The 17608-nt window shown below is 45.5% G+C and carries 16 protein-coding genes; 5 read left to right on the forward strand and 11 right to left on the reverse strand.

Annotated features, from left to right (window positions below):
* Positions 1-4: 4 nt before the first annotated feature.
* The 4 genes from H515_RS0100425 to H515_RS0100440 form a co-directional block, all read right to left on the reverse strand.
* Positions 5-1000: a hypothetical protein gene (locus tag H515_RS0100425; protein ID WP_025878061.1), complete on the reverse strand. Its 996-nt coding sequence runs from the start codon at positions 998-1000 to the stop codon at positions 5-7.
* A gap of 72 nt (positions 1001-1072) precedes the next feature.
* A complete protein-coding gene (locus H515_RS0100430; RefSeq protein ID WP_154653602.1) occupies positions 1073-1897 on the reverse strand; it encodes a hypothetical protein in 825 nt (274 codons plus the stop codon).
* 10 nt (positions 1898-1907) lie between these two features.
* Complete coding sequence (gene rhuM, locus H515_RS0100435; protein ID WP_025878065.1) at positions 1908-2909, reverse strand: virulence protein RhuM/Fic/DOC family protein; 1002 nt, start codon at positions 2907-2909, stop codon at positions 1908-1910.
* Between the two features lie 238 nt (positions 2910-3147).
* Entirely contained in the window at positions 3148-3465 is a 318-nt protein-coding gene (locus H515_RS0100440) for a helix-turn-helix domain-containing protein (RefSeq protein ID WP_025878067.1), read from the reverse strand.
* 635 nt (positions 3466-4100) lie between these two features.
* Here H515_RS0100440 and H515_RS0100445 point away from each other — a divergent pair.
* Together H515_RS0100445 and H515_RS0100455 are read left to right on the forward strand one after the other, a co-directional pair.
* The gene (locus H515_RS0100445) at positions 4101-4559 is read left to right on the forward strand and encodes a DUF6078 family protein (protein ID WP_028901426.1); all 459 of its coding nucleotides are present in this window, start codon (positions 4101-4103) and stop codon (positions 4557-4559) included.
* Positions 4560-5106: 547 nt separating this feature from the next.
* Positions 5107-6777 carry a putative transporter gene (locus H515_RS0100455; protein ID WP_244870054.1) on the forward strand — a complete coding sequence of 557 codons (1671 nt, stop codon included), beginning with the start codon at positions 5107-5109 and terminating at the stop codon, positions 6775-6777.
* 364 nt (positions 6778-7141) lie between these two features.
* Here H515_RS0100455 and H515_RS0100465 read toward each other — a convergent pair whose 3' ends face one another.
* Positions 7142-8512, reverse strand: a complete 1371-nt coding sequence (locus H515_RS0100465) for a DUF2130 domain-containing protein (protein WP_025875967.1) — start codon at positions 8510-8512, stop codon at positions 7142-7144.
* A gap of 361 nt (positions 8513-8873) precedes the next feature.
* Here H515_RS0100465 and H515_RS12750 point away from each other — a divergent pair, with 361 nt between their 5' ends.
* Positions 8874-9254 carry a hypothetical protein gene (locus tag H515_RS12750; RefSeq protein WP_025875968.1) on the forward strand — a complete coding sequence of 127 codons (381 nt, stop codon included), beginning with the start codon at positions 8874-8876 and terminating at the stop codon, positions 9252-9254.
* Positions 9255-9729: 475 nt separating this feature from the next.
* Here the strand turns inward: H515_RS12750 and H515_RS0100475 are convergent, their stop codons facing one another.
* From H515_RS0100475 to H515_RS0100495, 5 genes are all read right to left on the reverse strand, one after another.
* Complete coding sequence (locus H515_RS0100475) at positions 9730-10311, reverse strand: 30S ribosomal protein S16 (RefSeq protein WP_025875969.1); 582 nt, start codon at positions 10309-10311, stop codon at positions 9730-9732.
* A 135-nt stretch (positions 10312-10446) separates the two neighbouring features.
* Entirely contained in the window at positions 10447-11475 is a 1029-nt protein-coding gene (gene recA, locus H515_RS0100480; RefSeq protein ID WP_025875970.1) for a recombinase RecA, read from the reverse strand.
* Positions 11476-11511: 36 nt separating this feature from the next.
* Positions 11512-11832, reverse strand: coding sequence for a transcriptional regulator (locus tag H515_RS0100485; RefSeq protein WP_025875971.1), 321 nt, complete (start codon positions 11830-11832; stop codon positions 11512-11514).
* Between the two features lie 4 nt (positions 11833-11836).
* A complete protein-coding gene (locus H515_RS0100490; RefSeq protein WP_028901428.1) occupies positions 11837-13075 on the reverse strand; it encodes a saccharopine dehydrogenase family protein in 1239 nt (412 codons plus the stop codon).
* A gap of 15 nt (positions 13076-13090) precedes the next feature.
* On the reverse strand, positions 13091-13711 hold the full coding sequence (locus tag H515_RS0100495; protein WP_028901429.1) for a DUF6621 family protein: 621 nt from the start codon (positions 13709-13711) through the stop codon (positions 13091-13093).
* 568 nt (positions 13712-14279) lie between these two features.
* Here H515_RS0100495 and H515_RS0100500 point away from each other — a divergent pair.
* Together H515_RS0100500 and H515_RS0100505 are read left to right on the forward strand one after the other, a co-directional pair.
* Positions 14280-15098 (forward strand): AAA family ATPase, encoded by an 819-nt coding sequence (locus H515_RS0100500; RefSeq protein WP_025875973.1) that lies wholly within the window; start codon positions 14280-14282, stop codon positions 15096-15098.
* Between the two features lie 20 nt (positions 15099-15118).
* Positions 15119-16150: a DUF4435 domain-containing protein gene (locus H515_RS0100505; protein WP_025875975.1), complete on the forward strand. Its 1032-nt coding sequence runs from the start codon at positions 15119-15121 to the stop codon at positions 16148-16150.
* On the opposite strand, the gene H515_RS0100510 is transcribed toward H515_RS0100505, so the two are convergent.
* A complete protein-coding gene (locus H515_RS0100510; protein WP_025875977.1) occupies positions 16147-17604 on the reverse strand; it encodes a TrkH family potassium uptake protein in 1458 nt (485 codons plus the stop codon). The genes H515_RS0100505 and H515_RS0100510 overlap by 4 nt on opposite strands.
* Positions 17605-17608 lie beyond the last annotated feature (4 nt).

Genomic DNA, 17608 nt, shown 5'->3' on the forward strand with positions numbered 1-17608 from the left:
AGCCTTATTTTATCAAATCGATATATCTTATTTTTCGGTTGTTCTCTCCTGTCTTTGGGTCTTTCAGCCCCCAATCTCGGATGAGACAGTAAACTCCATTATGCTTTCGTATATTGTCCTGTTGACAGCCTTCACAATATTCTGTGCGTGTTGTCTCGCCAAAAAGATCTTGCTCCTTGACAGTCACACCTTCTTTACAGCTATTAGGCACAACGCCTTTCAGTCCATCCATTTGCCAGACATTCCATGATATGATATAGGCAATGTATTGTATGGATTTTTTTAAGGGACTCTTGCCAAATTTAGCTTGGTAATATTCAACAAACGAAATCAACAATGCCTCACGAGCCAGCAACAGATTATCGCCCTGCCACTCGTAGCCGTAAATGTTCTTATAGGCTTCTTGCGCCATGGCAAGCCAGTCGCCTGATGTTTCTGTATTTTCAGAGACAACACGCAGCTTACGATCGAGCATACCAATGCGTTGCTCCAGAGGTATCATTTCACCTGTGGTCGTGTCATATCGGCTCACCAAGTACGGTGCTTCACCGCATGTGATTTCCATTCGGGTAGCACGTACGTAATCTTTCCACGTCTTGTCTTCTGGAAAAGGGATAGGGCCTTCGGTAGCTTTCCAGGATTTGGACTTATCGTCCTCAATATTGAAAGAATCTTTGTATCCAAACCATGCGTCATCCACCAAATTATTTTGTGCATTGCAAACCCAGGAGGGCGTAAATACCTCTGCCATGTCTTTGGTTCGTCCAACTTGTTCCTCCTTTGTTTTCAAAGCACGAGGGCGAATCACCATTCCATGCTCTCCTATAATATGCTCTATTGCTATCGGGTCTGAGAATTGGAAGCCTTGTCCTAAGTCGGCATAACTGTCAGTAGCCCAAAAAATGTTCTTTTGGGTAGTATGGTCTTTCAGCAATGTTTCAAGGATCTCTGGGTATTGCTGAAAAAAAACTGTTTCACTGATGTCTGCTTGGTATGACATTTAGGTTCTCTTTTTTAAAGACAAAGGTACAAATTCTTTTCTATAGTGGTATGAAAATTTATAGAAAGTTCCCTATGACCTATTTGAAATTTTCTTTATCTCCTTCAGCATAGTGTTTACCCCTTTTATTTTTCTTAAAATTTGACTTTTAATATGTTCGAGTTCTTTTGAAGATTTTGGAATACGGAAATAGTTGGCAAATACTTTTAGGACAAAATCCACACACTGTACACGGCTTCTTCCTGTAAGAATAAATATACTGGATATCAGAATGAGATTTTGTTGGGTATAGTGTGTATTGTGTGGGGGAAGGTTCTCCTGTTTTATTTCTATATTACCACTCTGCATAAACAATTTAGCACAATTGCGCAAGGCTAATTGAATATCTGATTCAAAATATACTATTTTCATGTTAAACCATTCCAACACAGCCTCATTCGTCGCATTTTGTTCCTGTTGTAGCTTAGCATCTTTATCAGCAATCTTATTTTCGATATCTCTCATAGCTACTAATTCTTCAGATGTTTTTGCTTGATTTATAGACAGATAATCCATTTCTTTTTGCACATTAGAGGTCCGTATTGATAGTGGTTGGTCAATATCTTGTTGCTGAACCTGCTCTTCTTCAATTATTTTTTGACGCTCCATCGTTGCCACTTTACCACAAATAACTACAGCTATAACACCTACACAAAGACAGGTAACAGAACTGATAAAATTCAAACCTGCCGATAGATTTGCATAGAGTTGGTAAATGGCAAATGCTCCTATGAGAATGGAGGCTGCGTGATACACTCGTATTCTTGTGCGACGTGCAAAGAAATTCATTACTGCCAACATCACGACGACAAGCAAGGCGATAAATGCAGATGGTACCCATGAATGATCAAGAAACATAGCTGAGATTTTAATTGTTTTTATTGATTAGGTTAACAACGACCTTTACCATCACATCTTTCTCTTCTGTCCGGCTCTCGGCTATCATTAGCGTAAGGGCTACGAGGCTGTTGTCGGCAATGCGCTTGGAGCCATCCTCACGGTAGAGAATACCGTTATTGTTCATAAACCAGAGAAAGAGTGTGGCAGCAATACGCTTGTTGCCATCACTGAACGAATGGTTCTTGGTAACGAGGTAGAGAAGCATGGCTGCTTTCTCCTCTACGCTGGGATAAAGTTCTTCGCCACCGAAAGTCTGATAGATTTGTCCGATAGAGCTTTTGAAGGAATCGTCCTTTTCGTTGCCGAAGAGGGCGGAGCCTCCAAACTTATCACGGAGCATGTCTATTTCGTGCATGGCGTCCTCGTAGGTGGCGTGGAAAGGCTCTTCTTTGGTAGTCTTATTAATGTTCAGTCGTTGATAATCGTAATCATCGAGCGTATCGAGGGCGTAGGTGTAATCCACCACCACATCAAATAGGGCATCGCTCTCATCTGTGGTAGGAACGCTCTGCTGTTGAATGGCTCTACCCACCACCTGTACCAGTTGGCGCAACTCTGCTATCTGCTGTTTGCGTATGCGCTCGTTCACTGCATAACCTTTAATAAGATACTGTTTCAAGACGCTGTTTGCCCATTGGCGGAAGCGAGTACCACGAATGGAGTTGACTCGATAGCCAACAGATATAATTATATCAAGATTATAATAGGGAATAGTTCTGCTCACAGCTCTGCTTCCTTCCACTCGAACTTGTGCATTTTTTGCACAGGTTGCTTTTTCTTCAAGTTCTCCACTCTTGTAGATATTCCGAATATGCCGATTGATAACAGTTCTATCTATTTGGAATAGCTCGCTCATCTGTGCTTGCGTAAGCCACACAGTCTCCCCTTCCAACTTTACATCAAGTTGGGTTCTGCCATCCTCACTCTGATAGATGACGATTTCATTATTTAGGTTCAGTGATTCTGCCATTTCCTTATGCTTTTCTGCTGTTATCTTGGCAAAGTTACGAAAAATATCTTATGTTTTTCTTATCTTAATTTATTATTTTGCTCTGTGTAATACATCCCATTCATGCAGCGTTATCAGCTCTGCCTCAGTTATATAGCGTTGCTACACTCCCATTGAAAAAATGAGTTGAAACAGGGCGTCCCAAAAAGAGAAACAGGAATAATATACACTTATTGTAACGGTTATCGCTCCACCATTCCTACCTTTTTGAAGCTCTTTTCCTGTTTTTTATCTCCAAATCCTGAATCATGTGTCCGAGCTCATCATCCTTTGCAAGACTAAGAATGTCGTTTTCAAGCTGTAGCGCATTTAGTACTCTCGTAACGGTACCAAAGGAGACTGTTGCAGAACCTTTTTCCAAACGTGCAAGCGTTAAGCGACTGCATTGTGCACGCTGTGCCACCTGATCCATCGTCAGGTCCCTACGGAGCCGTGCAAGACGGAACTGCTCACCAACGATGTTCAACTTCTCCTGCAAGCCTCTGGTCATCCAGTTTGATTTAGTGAACTTTGTCATAATGTATCTTTTGATTGACAAAGATATAAAATAAAGATTAACTAATGATACTTTATATCGGTATTTGTAGCAATTATCTCTATCTATCTTGGCCTTGACAACGGTATTGAGTGAGAAAGACTTTGGAATAGCAACTGCATCGGAAAGATTGAATTTTTTTGCCAGCAGGAACATATAAGTTGGAGTTGAATGGAGGAATTTAAATAAAAGGAAATGAGTCCATCGCCTTGTCATGCTCAACCTTTGAAAGTGAAGCCGAACTGATAAAAGTGAAAATTCAGGACTTCGTGATACGTTAAACTTCTTAAACGCCTTTCCCTATTTTTATGGTTACTTATCCCATAACAATATCCAATATGGAAAACGTATTTGTAATTTGCGACACTTTTCTATAACTTATTGATAATCAATAGTATTAAAGTTTGAGGAAGTAAAGTAAAAATAGTATAACGCAGAAAATAATCCCGGTGGCATTGTGTGCCGCCGGGATTATTTGGTTATAACCAATTAAAATAAACAATCTGAAAATTAAACCGTATGGAACAATTTAACGACTGTTGTTTGGCCATCCAACCTATTTCTGAAGAGAGATTTATTAAAAGATTTACTGATGTGTTGAATTACCGCAAAATATTATGACCCAAGAAGAATACAACCAACTCGACAGCGGCTTCGCCCACTGCGCCGGAACACATTGCGAGCAAGCAGACCGATGCCTGCACCACACCGCCCAAAAGATGCTCGACGGGAACACGAACGAGACCTACACCGTAGCCAACCCTTCGGTGATAAACGGCAAGCAACCTTGTCCGCTCTTCATACCCGACCGTCGGGAAAAATATGCATGGGGCATCTCTCACATCTTCGACAATGTGCGGGCAGCCGACCTGCGCAGTGTCAGATATGAAGTCATGACTTGCTTCGGTGAAGCAACCTATTACCATGTCCGTCAGCAACGTCGTGCCATCACGGAAGAGGAACAGAAAGCCATTCGCCAATCGTTCAACGAAATGGGCTACGACGGCAATGCCATCGAGTTCGACCGCTATGAGGAATCCTACCCCACACTGATGCGGATAAAACGATACAAATAACTTTCCATAGTCTGCACCCAACCGGTCCTTATCCGCCTCTATAAGAACTCACTAACGAGATGTTAAACACTTCCTGTTTTGTACACGTTTGTACAGCTGACAGTACAAACGTGTATAGCGCATTATACAAACGTGTACTGTGTTCTCGGTGTTATGCTTCTGTGGGAGGAGAGTAAGGGAAACGATTGCTGCCCCTTCAGTGTTCGATGTGTTTTATCAACATTATATATAACTTTGCAAATAATTCCACTTGCTGGTTGATTCTGCGTGCGGTATGAAATAATTGTTGCGCTTAGGAAAAAGTCATCGAAAAATACTCGTTATCAGAAGTTTGTTGTACCTTTGCACCGAATTTTAATTTGCCCTATGGATAATTGCCGTGGGTAGCATGGCAAAAGAGGGCGAAAAACCGTATTTATATTAACAATAAGGTGCTGGGTATAAAAGATTGTCACTTCGATGATTACAAAAGTCTTGTCTGTTATTCTGTGGCGGATGGACAAGGCTGGCTGGGTGCCTATTCTATTTTAATTGACCACACATGGAAATGATTGTAGATTTATTGACAGGAACGAGCATCGGGCAGTCAATTTTCGTTTTAGCTTTGGTGGTGACAGTGGGACTGTCGCTTAGTAAAATCAAGGTTGGCGGATTTTCGCTTGGAGTCACTTGGGTTCTTTTCTCTGGAATTTTGGCTGGTCATTTAGGCCTCGCCATCGATCCCACCGTACTTTCTTTTGTTAAAGAGAGCGGAATGATCATGTTCATCTTCGGCATTGGCATGATTGTAGGTCCAGGGTTCTTCTCTACTTTCAAGCAAGGTGGCATTCAGCTGAATTTGCTTTCCATTGCTTCGGTTTTCATTGCACTCATCATCACCTATCTGATATTCTATTTTTCAGGTAATTCGATTGAGGCGATGGTGGGCATTATGTCGGGAGCTGTCACCAACACCCCCGCTCTGGGTGCCGCACAAGAGGCTGCCAAGGGGCTGACGGGAACTGCTTCGCCTGATATCGGTATTGGCTATGCGTTGGGTTATCCCATGGCCATTCTTGGAATGATTATCACTACTGGTGGATTGAAATGGGCTTTCCGTGTGAAAGTTGATGAGGAGTCGCAGCGCATTGAGGACAGGGAGAAGGCGCAGCGCAAAGAGGCACTTGTCATCTCTGTGGAGGTGACCAATCCTTCGGTGTTCCAGAATAAGGTGGCTCATGTGAAGACATTGCTCGACAAACATGATTTCCTCATTTCGCGCATCATGCACAAGGACACCGGTGTCATTGAGATGGCTCATCCTGAAACGGTTATCAATGAGGGCGACAAGCTTCTGATTATTGCCGAACAGAGTGAGGTTGAGACTATCTGTGCCTTCATCGGCCACCGCATAGAGATGACGGATGCCTTGTGGGGCAAACTCGACCACCGGCTCATCTCGCGTAGGTGTCTCGTGACGCAGGGAGGCATCAATGGTAAGAGCATTGAAGAGTTAAAACTCCGTTCGATATACAATGTCAACATTTCGCGAGTCCATCGTGCTGGCGTTCATCTGATAGGAAAACCTGACTTGCGTCTGCAAATCGGTGATACCGTGATTTTGGTCGGTGAGGAGGAGAACGTGAAACGTGTGGAGAGAATATTGGGCAACTCGGTCAACAGTCTTCGTCGTCCCAATCTGTCAGTGCTTTTCTTCGTTCTTTTGCTGGGAGTGCTGATAGGAAGCATCGAGATTCCACTGGCTGGAATGCCGATGCCTGTCAAACTGGGCTTCTCTGGCGGTACGCTTATCGTCGCCATACTCATCAGTAATTTCGGAACTCGTTTCAAACTGAACACCCATAATACGCAGAGTGTCAACCTTATGTTAAAGGAATTCGGTATTACGCTCTTCCTCGCTTGTGTGGGGTTGAGCGTAGGCGGAAACTTTGTCAGCAAGCTGCTCGACGGCGGTTACCTTTGGATGGGCTATGCCCTCATCATTACGCTTGTTCCGCTCTGGATCACCTCCGTGCTGGGACGCTACTGGCTGAAGCTCGACTACTTCACGCTGCTGGGTTACATTGCCGGAACCATGACTTTTGCTCCGGCACTGTCGCTGACTCCCGATGCTTCGAAGAACAATATCCCTGCCATTCGTTATGCTACGGTTTACCCACTGACACTGTTTGTCAGGGTGATGCTTGCGCAATGGATGATCTTGCTGTTTGCAAAGTAGGGCTTCGACTGAATTTCATTTAAAGTATTTGATAATATTAGTCCCATCAGAATAGTGGCCATGCCACACTCTGATGGGACTTTTGTTGATGTTCGACTCTCCGAATTGATAGCATTCCAGCTGGTGGTCGTGATCTGTTGCAGAGTCGTCCTCGCCTCCTTGTTCGCTAAGAGCTAAGCTATTGCGAGGCAAAAGCTGACCTTTTGCACTGCGATTGGTCACCTATTGGATGACGAAAGCTGACCTTTTGCAAGGTGGAAGCTATCGTTCAGTTTATCAGTGAGTTACGTGAAGAGCGGAATTCGTGGTCTTGTGAGGCTCTTTCGGGCTGGCAGCGGAGGGGGATGACGTCGCTCTCGTCGGACTATTCTATCTCGACAATATCGCCTTTTGCTTGCTCACGCGCATCGTCAAATTTCTTCTTCATGGTGGGATTCATGTAGGTCAGCTTGCGGATGGTCAGTTTCTCGGCATCGTCGTTGGCCAATTTCAGGTTTCTCTTTGACTGTAACAGCTCCTCCCTTACCTTTTGCAGCTTCGTTATCGTGCCGTCGATGTCGTTGATGGCCTTGTCGAATTTCTCGGCGGCTTTCTCATAGTGGTTGCCGAATGCCTGTTTGAAGTCCTCAAGTTTGTTCTCGAAGTTGGTTACATCGACTTCCTTGCTTTGTGCTTGCGCCAATTGCCGTTTGTAATCCACGCTTTTTTTCGATGTTTGCACGAGTAATGTTATGAGAGGGATGAAGAACTGGGGGCGGATGACATACATTTTCGGGTATTTGTATGAGACATCGACGATTCCTCCGTTGTAGAGTTCGCTCTCTGGCTCAAGCAAGCTGACGAGAACGGCAAACTCGCAGTTCTTCTTCCTTCGGTCGTCATCGAGCTTTTTGAAGAAGTCTTCGTTCTTATGCTTTGTTGCCGTGGTGTCCATCTCATTTTTCATTTCGAACATGATGGATATGTATTCAATGTTGTCTTCGTAATCGCGGAAGATGAAATCGCCTTTTGTCCCATCCGAGGCATCGTTGTCTTTCTCAAAGTAGGCGTTGGGCATGATGGAGCGGAGGTATTGGTTGAACTGTGTCGAGCAGTGGGCCTCAAGTGTCTCGCCGACCATTTTCGTTGACATTCTGGTCTTCAGGTCTTTGTAGTAGTCCAGTTGCTCTTGCTTGAGCTTCAGCTCGTCCTCATGCTGCTTTATCAGTGCGACTTCGTGTATTTGGGCCTCTTTTTTCTCCAGTTCCACCGATGCCCGCAGTTCGCTGATTTCCCTTTCCTTCGCCTGAAGGTGTTGCTGCGCTTTGTTGCGTTCCTCCATCAGTGCCATTTGGAGTTTGCTCTCTCCCTGAAGGAGTTGCGACTGCAGTTCGGTGCGTTCTTTTTCCATGTCCGCAACGGTCTGCAACAGCTCTGCTTTTTTCTGGCTTTCTATGCTTTTCAACTGTCCTTTCAGACGTTCGATTTCTTGGTCTTTCTCGTTTTTCACCCGGTTTATTTCTGTCTCTTTCGAATTTATTTCCTGTTCCTTGGCATTGAGGCGTTGCATCAGTTCCTTTTCGGCTCTTGCCTTGGCCAGTTCTTGCTCGGCCCGGTTCTTCTCGTGCATCTCCTCTATCCGGCACTTTATTTCAGCTTCGTACTCTGCATTCTTCACTTGGCTCACTATCGATGCATAGTCGGCCTCATCAACGGTAAACACACTACCACATTTTGGGCACTTGAGTTCTTTCATAATTTCGTAGAATAATTTCGTCTTTGTCAGTCAGACGATGGTTTTGGATGATGTTATTGCTACAAATATAGTGACTTTATCTTGAAATCCCAAGGCAAACTTTCGATATTTCATGCAGTTAACAGTGGCAGAAGGGTTCTTGAGAGGTCATGGTGGATGTTACATTTTTGTTACAGTTTTTAGTTTTTAGGCTATAGAAAGTGTCGAAACATATAAATTTATCTTGATTTAACAAAATATAGTTATAAAAATTTGTATTCTGTTTGATAATCGTTATATTTGCATTTGTACTTTAGTTTGAATTGAAAAGCCGAACTGCAAGTTGGAAAGAGCGTAGGCATCATTATAAATATCTGTAAATATGGATAAAGAAGAAGGAAAGAAAATGGCTAAGAATTTGAAGAAAGATGCAGAGAAAAAGTTAGATAAGGTGGAAGATAAGGTCGAAGGCATAGCTGAATCGGTCAAGGATAAGGTTGACGATGTATTGGGAGACCTCAAGGATAACGAGACTGTGAAGAACCTTCGCGACAAGGCCGAGGATTTGCTCGATGACATCAAGGATAACGAAACCGTCAAGAATGTTACGGAAAAGGTGGAGGATACCTTTGAGGAATTGAAGAAAAACGAGACCGTTAAGAACGTTACCGAGAAACTGGGCAGCACGATTGAAAATGCTGGCGAGCAGGTTCAGAAGTCAGGATTCTGGCAAAAGATAAAAGGCTTCTTCGGCGGTAAATAATCTTTTCCTGTGATGAGGATCTCTCTCTTCTCTCCTGTCTGATGGGGTCGGATAGAAGTTATGAGACGAAGGCTGGGCAAGGATTCTTCCATTGTCCGATTTCTGTAGGATTTTCGCCCCATGATTGTTCGCCCAATCCTCAATTGACTAATATGTCTGTACTGTTTTTATTCGATGGTCGGGTAGATTCTATATCGCCTCTCCAAAGCTATAATGAGGCATATCGGGATAAAACGACAAACAAGATGTCGGCAAGGGTATAAAAACGGCTGGAAACAAAGTTGGCATCATTGTAGGATGCGTTTGCCATCTGCCGGCCGATAGCGGTCGATGTTAACGAATATTTGCGTGCCTGATGGCGTGCTACATTGCAAAAGGTCCAAAGCCAGATTCTCTCTCTCTTATTTGCTGGCTTCGTACTAAAAAAGAGGATATGTTATGGCATATCCTCTTTATTTTGTTGTTTCTGGAAAGATTAAGCTTCTGCTGGTGCTTCAGTCTCTGCTGGAGCAGCCTCTGCCTCTGTTGCCTCAGCGGCTACTTCCTCATTGTTGGCAGCAGCCTCTGCAGCCTCTGCTTCTGCTTTCGCAGCAGCTGCGGCAGCCTTCTTGTCAGCTACCTTCTTGGCAATAGCTTCGTTTACTTTCTTTTCTTCTTCAAGATTCTTTGCTGCGGCAGCCTTCTTGTCTTCGGCAGCTTTCTTGCCCAAAGCCTCTGTCGCAGCTACCTTAGCTTGTTTCCAAGCGTCGAACTTCTGCTGGCAAGCAGCTTCGTCAAAAGCGCCCTTCTTTACACCACCACGGAGATGTTTCATCATGTAAACACCTTCGCTCTTGAGGATGTAGCGGGCTGTGTCTGTTGGTTGAGCGCCTGTCTCAAGCCAATAAAGCGCACGGTCGAAATTCAAATTGATTGTGGCAGGTGTGGTATTAGGGTTGTAAGTACCAATCTTTTCAATACATTTACCATCTCGTGGTGCGCGAACGTCAGCGGTCACAATGCTATAGATAGCATGGCCTTTACGACCACCGCGTTGCAATCTGATTTTTGTTGCCATAATTTGCTTTAATAACTTTTATTAGTTTGAATTTTATGCCATTATCTCGTAATAGCGGGTGCAAAATTACGTCTTTATTTTCTAACCACCAAATAATCTGTTCATTATCTGTTGGTTTTATTTACATTAGCGTAATTATTTGCTGGCGTTAGCTTTGATAGCCTCTCTGATGAGCCCCTCAATTTCTTCGGTCAGCTCCGGATTGTCTTTCAGCAAGGTTTTGGTTGCGTCGCGGCCTTGTGCGAGCTTCGTTCCGTTGTAACTGAACCAGCTTCCGCTCTTCTGAATGATGTCGTAATCAACCCCAAGGTCGAGTATTTCGCCAATTTTCGAAATGCCTTCGCCGAAGGTTATCTCAAATTCAGCTTTCTTGAAAGGGGGTGCCACCTTGTTCTTCACAACCTTCACGCGCACCAAATTGCCTGTGACATTGTCACCATCCTTAATCGAAGAGGCACGGCGGATGTCGAGACGGACCGTGCTATAGAATTTAAGTGCATTGCCACCAGTGGTTGTTTCTGGATTGCCGAACATCACTCCAATCTTCTCACGCAACTGGTTGATAAAGATGCAGCAGGTATTTGTCTTGGCAATGGTCGATGTCAACTTGCGCAGCGCCTGGCTCATCAATCGTGCTTGTAATCCGACTACGTTGTCGCCCATGTCGCCCTCAATTTCCTTTTTGGGTGTGAGTGCTGCCACAGAGTCAACCACGAGTATGTCAACGGCAGACGAGCGAATCAGCTGATCGGCAATTTCGAGTGCTTGTTCACCGTTGTCTGGTTGGGAAATCCAAAGGTTATCGACATCCACTCCCAGTTTCGATGCGTAGAAACGGTCGAAGGCATGTTCAGCATCGATAAAAGCTGCTACGCCTCCCGCTTTCTGAGCCTCGGCGATTGCGTGGATGGCAAGGGTGGTTTTACCTGATGATTCTGGACCATAGATCTCTATAATCCTGCCCCTCGGATAGCCGCCCACGCCGAGTGCGAGGTCGAGTTGGATGCTTCCGGTCGGTATCACCTCAACATTCTCTATCTGCTTGTCGCCCATGCGCATGATGGCACCTTTGCCGAAATCTTTCTCAATCTTAGTCATTGCGGCCTGTAGTGCCTTCAGTTTTCCTTCAGCTGATGATGCGGCGCTTGTATTTTCTTTTGCCATTTTCTTTTTCTTGTTTTCTATTGTATAATAAAAGTGTTATTTCTTTTTCTTCCTGCTCTTAGGGTAAGGCAGTACTTCGGCCAGCTTGCTCACTACTTTTACTGCGATGTCGGGTTTCGACACGTCCAAAATATAGTGTAGTTTGGCCCCTTCGTAGGGATATCCCTGTTCGGCCGCCGACATCAGTTCCCCGATTGCCTCGTGCATTTTCACGTACGGGATGTCATCGCCCACGGTAACCACTGGCTTATCGTTTACATAGATCATGTAATCGCCGAACATTTTCCTGTACTTCACCTCACCTGCGGTTGCTATCTGTTTGCAGATGAATTCTATAACGTCCAAAGACGATGCCATATCCTTAAAGTTCCAAGTCGCCTCCGAACACCTCGTGCCAAGGCAGACCTTGCTTGTTGAGTTGTTCCATGAATGGGTCTGGATCGAAATCCTCAAGGTTCCAAACGCCTGGCTTGCGCCAAAGCCCCTTGAAGAACATCATTGCTCCGATCATGGCTGGTACACCCGTGGTGTAACTTACGCCCTGCATGCCTGTTTCGTTGTAAGCATCCTGATGTTTGCAGTTGTTGTAAACGTAGTAGGTTTGTTCTTTTCCGTCCTTGATACCGCGGATGCGACAGCCTATGGATGTTTCGCCGTCGTAGTTCTCACCCAAGTCTTGTGGATTGGGCAATACGGCTTTGAGGAACTGCAGCGGTACAATCTTCACCTTTGCGCTCTTGCCGCTTCCATCGGCCAATGGAGCTTCATATTCGATTTCGTCGATGCGACTCATGCCGAGGTTTTGGATGCAGTCGAGGTAGGTAAGGTATTGCTGACCGAAAGTCATCCAGAAACGTGCGCGCTTGATGGTAGGATAGTTCTTTACCAGCGACTCCAGCTCCTCGTGGTGCATCAGGTAAGAGTCGCGTGGTCCGATGTTGGGGTAGGTCAGGTCTTGGTGTATGGCCAATGGCTCAGTCTCAATCCATTTCCCATCTTCGTAGTAGAGACCTTTTTGGGTAATCTCACGGATGTTGATTTCTGGGTTGAAGTTGGTTGCGAAAGCCTTGTGGTGGTTACCTGCATTGCAGTCCACGATGTCGAGGTAGTGTATCTCGTCGAAGTGGTGTTTGGCTGCGTAGGCTGTGAAAGCTTGCGACACTCCTGGATCGAATCCGCAACCGAGGATAGCCGTCAGTCCGGCTTTCTCGAACTTGTCCTTGTAGGCCCATTGCCAACTGTATTCGAAGTGTGCCTCATCCTTCGGCTCATAGTTGGCCGTGTCGAGATAGTTGCACCCACATGCCAGACAAGCGTCCATGATGGTCAGGTCCTGATATGGCAAAGCGAGGTTGATTACCAGTTCTGGCTTGAACGAGTTGAATAGCTCTTTCAGTTGCTCCACATCGTCGGCGTCCACCTGTGCGGTCTTGATGTCGGCCTTGTATCCCTTGTCGTGAATGGCCTTCACCAATGCATCGCACTTTTCTTTGCGACGGCTTGCTATCATAAACTCCGTAAATACGTCTTGGTTCTGGACGATTTTAAAAGCTGCAACGGTGGCAACGCCGCCCGCCCCGATCATTAGTACTTTTCCCATTGTTCTGTATTCTTTTTATTTTGTTTTCTTTTCTATCTCGTCAGCGGTTATCCCCATGGCATTTATGATGGAGTATCCGAGAATCTGCTGTTTGAAATTACCGCCCTCCATGGGCTGCATGGCAAACAGTGTGACGTGCTTTTCCTCGTCGTCAACATCCCTCAGCGCGTTGCGGAGCAGGTTATAGATGTTGCCATCTTCGGCATTGGGGACAATCATGATGCGGCTGACCTCCTTGTGGCTCAGCACAATCTTCAGGAAATCGAGCATCACTTCGTCCTTTTCGGTCACCTTTCCGCCTGTTGCGATGGTGTTGATGATGAACTCGCCGAGAGTCTCGTCCTTGAAAGCCTGTTTGTCGAGTTCTTGCCCAAGACTTGAGGGGACGTAGTTGTCGAGTTGCCGTTTGCCCTTGTCGTGCAATACCACCACCTGTGTCTCGTGATTGCCCGGTTTCATCCGCCCGTCGAGAGCAATGTTCACAATCCACTGGCTGAAGTCGGCTGCTGGAATCCTCCTGTCCAGCATTCTCTCAAAGTTCAGAGTCAGGTTGAATGCCACTTCGTCGATGTAGTCGGCGTCAACAATTATGACATTCTCGCTCATTTTTATGTTCTGCGAATCTTGTAAATTCATAGCTACAAAGATACATTAAAACGTGGGAAGTTCAAAATAATTAAGAAAGTTTTGGATAGGTTTTTTCATAATTCGCAGTCGCTTTGACGTGTGATGGTTGATGCTTTGGTGATAGCTGGTGTCAAATAAAAATCACCGTCACATTCCGTTGTCTGCCCCATCGCCTTGCGAAAGATGAGCTTTTGCGAGACGAAAGGTGAGGTTTCGCACGGTGAAAGATGAGCTATTGATGTGAGAAATGTAACCGCCTGAATAACAATGTGTTAAAATCGTCTTGCGAAAAGTTGATTTGTCAAGTTTTTTCGCACTGTTGTAATCTCCAATCGGTCATTGAAATCAGTCTGAAAGCCATGTTATCACCACCTGATAGTGAGATTGCGCCCTAATTAGCGATTGTGGATTATGGTTGGTGGGAGAGGTTTGGAGTGCCTGCAGGCTGGCTGTCGTAATGTCTCTGACTTGATGACGGCGAGGCAGAATTGAAGTGAATAGAGTTAAAAAGCGAAATTTTAATGGCGATGTGAAAGAAAATATTTATATTTGTAGTGATAAACGGAAGGGAAAGGCTATGCAGAAATACGCTGATTATATTGAAGAAATAGAGATAGACTCGCTTTGGGGCGGCATGAAACATATTAAGTGGGTGCTGAACAGACAGGTGAATATCCTCAGTGGCATCAATGGTGTGGGCAAGAGTACTATCATCAACAAGGTGGTAAAGGGCCTTTCACAAGGCGGTGAGTTTCCAAGCCATTTGCTGAAGGGGGTCCGTCTGAAAGTGTATCCAGAGAATGCGAAGTGGATTCGCTACGACATTATCCGCTCTTTCGACCGTCCGCTGATGAACATTGACAGCATCGCCAAGGTCGATCTAAACCTTGTAACAGAGCTCGACTGGCAGTTGTTCCAGTTGCAGCGGAAATATCTTGACTATCAAGTCAACATCGGCAACCGCATCATTGATGTGTTGCAGTCGGGGGAGCCTGATGCCGCCGTGCGTGCGCAGGCCATTTCCGAACCCAAAAAACGCTTTCAGGATATAATTGACGACCTTTTCACCGAGACTGGCAAGAAAATCGTGCGCACGGAGAATGAGATTCGATTCACGCAAGTAGGCGAAACGCTCTTCCCCTATAATCTGTCGAGTGGCGAGAAACAAATATTGGCCATTTTGCTGACCGTACTTGTCGAGGACAATCTGCCTTATGTGCTTCTCATGGACGAGCCTGAAGTCAGTTTGCATGTGGAATGGCAGAAACGACTGATAGACCTGGTTATGGAATTGAACCCCAATGTCCAGGTGATTCTCACCACCCATAGCCCGGCCGTTATCATGAACGGATGGATTGACAATGTTACGGAAGTGACAGACATTACTGTTGATTGAAAAACGGAAGGAACAAGGCAATGGGAAATAGATTGAAAGACAACCTATCGTCCGACTATATCCATGCGGCCAACAAGCTGAACAGCCTGAATGCGCGAACGAAGATCGTTGCCTACGTGGAGTCTTACGACGACATATATTTTTGGCGGACGGTGCTCAGTGGGTTTGAGAACGAGAAACTCTATTTTGAGGTGATGCTTCCGTCACGACAAAACCTGACAAAAGGCAAGAAATCGGTGCTGATGAATCTACTATCGAAAAAAGTTGGCGAGAATATGATAGCGTGCGTGGATGCCGATTACGACTACTTGCTGCAGAACACTACGGCCGTTTCGCGTGATGTTACCCAAAATCCGTATGTGTTTCACACCTACGCCTATGCCATAGAAAACCTCCAGTGCTATGCCCGTGGACTGCACGATGTGGCGGTTGCGGTGACATTGAACGACCAGCCGATTTTCGATTTCGAGAATTACCTGCGCGAATACAGCGAGGCCATCTTCCCACTGTTCGTGTGGAGTATATGGTTTTATAGGAATGGAATCTACGGAAGGTTTACCATAACCGACTTCAACAGAGTGATTGATATCGGAAAATTCTCACTGGAGGACCCGTATCGTAACATTCATAATTTAAGGAGGAAGGTTTCGCGCAAGATTATTCAGTTCCATAAGGATTATCCCGATGCAAAAGAGAGCTATCTGGCCGTAAAAGACGACATCAAGCGGATGGGTGTCACTCCGCAAACTACTTATTTGTACATCCAAGGACACCATCTGTTCGACAATGTCGTTGTGCCCGCAATGAAGAAAGTATGTGACAAGCTGATACACGAACGTGAACAGGAAATCTGGAGAAACGCTCGGCATGCCCTACAGCGAAAGAACGAATTGTCGAGCTATGAGCATAGTATGGAAGAAATCATACCCATGCTTCGCCGGAGTTTCGGCTACATGAATGCAGAACCTTTCCTTGAAATCAAGCGCGACTTAGCCCATTTCCTCGCTTCTTCATCCTTCAGCCAACAGAGGGAGCTGAAAACGGGAGGCTAATTCTCTTTCCAGAATGAGGGAGTGAAAAGCACAAGGACCGTGAAAAGTTCAAGACGCCCCACAAGCATAAGAAAAGAACCTATCCATTTGGCAAAATCGGGCAAATCATCCCATGACATCGTCGGACCGATTTCCAAACCAAGAGTAGGCCCGACGTTACCGAGGCAACTCAGGGTGATGGTGATGGAATTGGTCGAGTCAATACCGGCGGCTATCATCGTGAAGGCACAGACAAGCGTCAGACACAGGTAAAGACTAATAAAGGCAAGAAGCGTGACACGGTGCGACTGGGGAATGTTCACCCCATCTATCTTCATGGGAAGCACTGCGTTAGGATGCAGAATCTGTCGGAACTCGTTCCTCACCACTTTGATAAGCATGATGCCACGGAGGCTCTTGATACCACCGCTCGTTGAGCCGGAACAACCACCGAAAAACATACAGGCAGCCAGCACTACCCAAGTAACGTGTGGCCATTGGGCAGCGTCATCGCTGAAAAGGCCCGTCGTCGTGATGAATGAAACAACCTGAAAAACAGAACTTCGGAAAGCATGTTCCACGTCATAACTCCTCCGGAAAATAAGCTCCAGCATGATAAAGATGGTGAAACTCGCCACAAGGGTAGTGTAGAACCTGAACTCGCTGTTGCGGAAGAGTTTCTTTAACTTGAACCCAGCTACAGAAGTATATAATAATGTGAAATTAACGCCCGAAAGAAAGCAGAACAATGTGCAGACATATTCTTCGGCGGGAGAATGAAAAGACATAATGGAGCCACTCTCAGTGGCAAACCCTCCTGTGGCGGTGCTCGTCATTGAGTAGTTGAAAGCGTCGAACCAGCCCATCCCACATGCCTTGTAACTGAGAATACAGGCTATTGTCAGAATCACATAGACCATCCATAGCCATTTCGCACTTGTGCTGAGGCGCGGATGTAGCTTACTTTTGATAGGCCCGGTCGATTCCGCTGCAAAAACTTTCACTGATCCGCCGACAAGCGATGGTAACAAAGCAATGGTGAAGAACACAATTCCCAAACCACCGATCCACTGCGTCAGCGAGCGCCAGAAGAGGAGTCCCTTGGGCAAATGTTCAGGATAGTCGATGATAGTTGCCCCGGTGGTCGTGAAACCTGACATAGTCTCGAAGAAAGCATTTGTGAAATTGTCTATATAGCCACTGATGAGGAACGGAAGGGTACCGAAAAGCGAGAAAAGTATCCACGAAACGGCTACCACAAAGTATGCGTCGCGTCGCCCAAGCGTATTATTTGAATTCAATCCGATAACTCTGAAGGTGCAACCGCTGGCTATCGTGATGAGAATACTCCATAAAAAAGCTATGGTGTCTGTGCCTTGATACCAGCATGAAACCATAAGGCAGCAGAAAAGGAGCGTCGCTTCTATCCACAGCAGTGAGCCAAGAATCTTGAATATGGTTTTAAGATTAAGCATTATC

The organism is Prevotella corporis DSM 18810 = JCM 8529, assembly GCF_000430525.1.
Lineage (GTDB): Bacteria > Bacteroidota > Bacteroidia > Bacteroidales > Bacteroidaceae > Prevotella > Prevotella corporis.

Coding starts and splice junctions, on each gene's coding strand:
- H515_RS0100495 (WP_028901429.1), bottom strand. CDS start 13,711: ATGAATTTACAAGATTCGCAGAACATAAAAATGAGCGAGAATGTCATA.
- rhuM (WP_025878065.1), bottom strand. CDS start 2,909: ATGGCAGAATCACTGAACCTAAATAATGAAATCGTCATCTATCAGAGT.
- H515_RS0100445 (WP_028901426.1), top strand. CDS start 4,101: ATGACCCAAGAAGAATACAACCAACTCGACAGCGGCTTCGCCCACTGC.
- H515_RS0100455 (WP_244870054.1), top strand. CDS start 5,107: ATGATTGTAGATTTATTGACAGGAACGAGCATCGGGCAGTCAATTTTC.
- H515_RS0100500 (WP_025875973.1), top strand. CDS start 14,280: ATGCAGAAATACGCTGATTATATTGAAGAAATAGAGATAGACTCGCTT.
- recA (WP_025875970.1), bottom strand. CDS start 11,475: ATGGCAAAAGAAAATACAAGCGCCGCATCATCAGCTGAAGGAAAACTG.
- H515_RS0100475 (WP_025875969.1), bottom strand. CDS start 10,311: ATGGCAACAAAAATCAGATTGCAACGCGGTGGTCGTAAAGGCCATGCT.
- H515_RS0100490 (WP_028901428.1), bottom strand. CDS start 13,075: ATGGGAAAAGTACTAATGATCGGGGCGGGCGGCGTTGCCACCGTTGCA.
- H515_RS0100465 (WP_025875967.1), bottom strand. CDS start 8,512: ATGAAAGAACTCAAGTGCCCAAAATGTGGTAGTGTGTTTACCGTTGAT.
- H515_RS0100485 (WP_025875971.1), bottom strand. CDS start 11,832: ATGGCATCGTCTTTGGACGTTATAGAATTCATCTGCAAACAGATAGCA.
- H515_RS0100510 (WP_025875977.1), bottom strand. CDS start 17,604: ATGCTTAATCTTAAAACCATATTCAAGATTCTTGGCTCACTGCTGTGG.
- H515_RS12750 (WP_025875968.1), top strand. CDS start 8,874: ATGGATAAAGAAGAAGGAAAGAAAATGGCTAAGAATTTGAAGAAAGAT.
- H515_RS0100430 (WP_154653602.1), bottom strand. CDS start 1,897: ATGTTTCTTGATCATTCATGGGTACCATCTGCATTTATCGCCTTGCTT.
- H515_RS0100425 (WP_025878061.1), bottom strand. CDS start 1,000: ATGTCATACCAAGCAGACATCAGTGAAACAGTTTTTTTTCAGCAATAC.
- H515_RS0100440 (WP_025878067.1), bottom strand. CDS start 3,465: ATGACAAAGTTCACTAAATCAAACTGGATGACCAGAGGCTTGCAGGAG.
- H515_RS0100505 (WP_025875975.1), top strand. CDS start 15,119: ATGGGAAATAGATTGAAAGACAACCTATCGTCCGACTATATCCATGCG.